This window comes from Mucilaginibacter sp. P4_G9 (assembly GCF_056400985.1).
Map to the genome: position 1 here is coordinate 1 of NZ_JBFUKF010000497.1, position 3353 is coordinate 3353.

5 protein-coding genes are annotated in these 3353 nt (G+C 41.1%); all 5 read right to left on the minus strand.

Annotated elements, in window-relative coordinates; translation table 11 throughout:
- A partial coding sequence (locus AC1DPZ_RS24370) for a four helix bundle protein (protein ID WP_477408349.1) occupies positions 1–337 on the minus strand: 337 nt, incomplete at its 3' end.
- A 36-nt stretch (positions 338–373) separates the two neighbouring features.
- Positions 374–1414 (minus strand): N-acetyl-gamma-glutamyl-phosphate reductase, encoded by a 1041-nt coding sequence (gene argC / locus AC1DPZ_RS24375; RefSeq protein WP_477408350.1) that lies wholly within the window; start codon positions 1412–1414, stop codon positions 374–376.
- Positions 1415–1443: 29 nt separating this feature from the next.
- Positions 1444–1839, minus strand: a complete 396-nt coding sequence (locus AC1DPZ_RS24380; protein ID WP_477408351.1) for a cupin domain-containing protein — start codon at positions 1837–1839, stop codon at positions 1444–1446.
- Positions 1840–1841: 2 nt separating this feature from the next.
- Positions 1842–3068 carry an argininosuccinate synthase gene (argG, locus tag AC1DPZ_RS24385; RefSeq protein ID WP_477408353.1) on the minus strand — a complete coding sequence of 409 codons (1227 nt, stop codon included), beginning with the start codon at positions 3066–3068 and terminating at the stop codon, positions 1842–1844.
- A 43-nt stretch (positions 3069–3111) separates the two neighbouring features.
- A partial coding sequence (locus AC1DPZ_RS24390; RefSeq protein WP_477408355.1) for a four helix bundle protein occupies positions 3112–3353 on the minus strand: 242 nt, incomplete at its 5' end.

The following is a 3353-nucleotide window of genomic DNA, read 5'->3' on the forward strand; positions in this document are numbered from 1 at the left end:
GCATTGCCTTAACTTCGTTTATTAACTTATTTGTTTGCTGAAACAAATCTTCAGTAATGTACGAGAGATCTTTACACATCAAACAGCAATATTCCAGTTCATGTGCCGAACCTAATGACTGATCTAAAAAATGAGCAAAATCACGTTCTGTATTTCTTCCACAACCTTCAACTATATTTAAAGGTATTGAATATGAAGCTCGTTTTGTTTGACTCATTAAATCATATTGTTCGCTCTTTGGAAATTTTGGAAGTAGAGTTAGATAAACGAACATATTAAGTTCATGTGCTTTTTTCCATACTTCATACTTTTTGTAATCCCTCATATTATTTTTCACGGCAACAGCTTTTTGCTTTCGGCCTTGGGCTTTTAGCTAAAAAGCGGTCGCCTTAAGTCGCAGCCCGGCTCGTTCATCCAGGCCGAAGAGCAAGTTCATATTCTGAACCGCATGGCCTGATGCTCCTTTAAGTAAGTTATCTAAAATGCTTATTATTAAAAGCTTACCTTCATGTTTTGTAATCTGCAGAAAGCATTTATTTGTGTTGACTATCTGTTTCAAATCAATATTATGACTGGTTACATGTGTAAACGGATGGCCTTCATAATATTCCTGGTAAAGTTTTAATGCGTCTTCGGCACTTAGGTCGCTATCAGTGTATATAGAGGCTATTATGCCACGGGTAAAATCACCACGGTAAGGGATGAAGTTTATAGCCTGGTTAAAATTAACCTGTAATTGTTTTAACGATTGCCCAATCTCGTTTAGGTGCTGGTGATTAAAAGCCTTATAAACAGATAGGTTATCGTTTCTCCACGTAAAGTGCGAGGTAGCAGCTAAGCTTTGGCCGGCCCCGGTTGATCCTGTTGTCGCGGTGACGTGAACCTCGTTCATCAATAATCCTTTTGATGCCAATGGTAATAAACCTAATTGCAGGCAGGTAGCAAAGCAGCCTGGATTGGCGATATTATCAGCGGTTTTTATTGCCTCGCGGTTTAATTCAGGCAAGCCGTATACAAAGTTTTTATTTTTGAGTTTTGAATTTTGGATTAACCTAAAATCCTGGCTCAGATCGATGATCTTAATATGATCGGGGATCACATTGGTTTCTAAAAACTTTTTTGCATCGCCATGGCCAACACACAGAAACAATACATCGATGGCATTTGATAATTCGCCCGAAAACCTAAGATTGGTATCACCAAACAGATCGGAGTGCACTTCATAAACGTGTTTGCCTGTGTTGCTGTTACTGTGCACAAAAATGATCTCTACATTGGGGTGATTGATCAATAGCCGAAGCATTTCGCCACCAGTATATCCCGCACCACCAATGACGCCTGCACGAATAGGCCCCCGGCTCCCTGGAGAGGGGGTAAGTGAAGAATCCTTTATATTTTCAGTTGTTTGAGTCATAACTTTAATAATTATTCCGCCTTTAGGGGTTAGCGGGTAATCCTGTCATTATTTGTTGATGGATACGAATATAGGATAAACTCCAGGTCGCTCCGGTCGTTATTACTGATGAAGTGTTTCTGGCCTGGTAATATCTCGATGCCCTGCTCTGGTTTTAACACGGTAATTTTCCCGTCGATGGAGAAAGTTGCCCGTCCTTTCAAAATAAAGAAAACCTGCTTAGCCTTTTCGTGATAGTGCAATTGCTCAGCAGTATCAGGAGGCATCAATTCCTGCTTTACAGACAGTTCTTCGGTGTCAATAAATGTCCACCCATGACAGTCATCACCCCATTTATAGTGCTTTAAGCACTCGCCTTTGGAAAAAGCCACCTGGCCCCCTAAAGGAGCAGTTGGAATGGCATGTAAATTGTCTTTTTCTGTCATGATTAGTCCTTCGCATTAATTGCTCCCCCCTTAGTGGGTTCGGGGGCATTAACCTTATGATAAATCATCACCTGGTTGCCAAATATTTTTGAGAAACCTTTAACATCCTCACCACTCCATGAATTGTTCATTTCGCCATAGCTGCCAAATTTATTTGACATCAGGTCGTGATCAGATTCAATACCTATAACCTGGAAACGATAAGGGTGTAATTGTACAAACACTTTACCGCTTACATTTTGCTGTGTGTCGCTTAAAAAAGCTTCCATATTGCGCATGATTGGGTCATGAAACTGCCCTTCATGTAGCCAGTTGCCATAAAAAGCTGATAACTGGTCTTTCCAGGTTAGTTGCCATTTAGTCAACACATGTTTCTCTAAAGTATGGTGGGCTTTGATGATCACCATCGGCGCGGCTGCCTCAAAACCTACCCGACCTTTAATGCCTATAATAGTATCGCCAACGTGAATATCGCGACCAATGCCGTAAGGCTGCGCGATGGCTTGCAATGCCTGTATTGCTTTGGTGGGATGATCGTATTTTTCATTATCGATACCCACCAGTTCGCCCTTTTCAAATACCAGCTCCAGGTTTTTTACTTCCGATTCGGTAACTTGTGTTGGCCATGCTTCTTCGGGCAGACCTAAGTTCGAGGTCAGCGTTTCTTTACCACCAACTGATGTGCCCCAGATACCTTTATTGATAGAATATTTTGCCTTTTCGAAGTTCATTTCCACACCATGCTCTTTCAGGTATTGGATCTCTTCTTCGCGGCTCAATTTCAAATCGCGGATAGGGGTGATGATCTTTACTTCGGGAACCAGGATGTTAAAGATCATATCAAAACGCACCTGGTCGTTACCGGCGCCGGTGCTGCCATGTGCTACAAATTCGGCACCAATTTCTTTAGCGTAATTAGCAATTGCTGTTGCCTGGCTCACGCGCTCGGCACTTACAGAAAGCGGGTAGGTGTTGTTTTTTAATACATTACCATAAATCAAAAAGCGAACACAGGTATCGTAAAAGTTTTTGGTTTCATCAACCACATGATGTGATGTAACGCCCATTTTGTAGGCACGTTCTTCAACTCCTTTTAATTCTTTGTCGCTAAAGCCCCCGGTGTTAACAATTACCGAGTGAACTTCGTAACCAAGGTCCTGTGTTAAATATATACAGCAAAATGAGGTGTCTAATCCGCCGCTGTATGCTAATACTACTTTCTTTTTCATGTTTTAAAGTATCTCTATGAGGTAAAAGGTTAAAGGCGAAAGGTTAAAGGTTTTCGCCGCGTAAAAACTTTATGAAGCCAATTAACATGGCTTTCACCTCATTAATTGCTGTGTGTATTTTGTCGTAAATTTCTTTGGGGATAAATCCCAGATCATAAATTAAGTAACAGGTATATTTAACTTCATGAGCCGACCCTAAAGCATTATCCAGGTAATGGGCAAAGTCTTTATCGGTGTTTTTGCCACAGCCTTCTACAATATTTAATGGAATCGAGTAGGTTGACC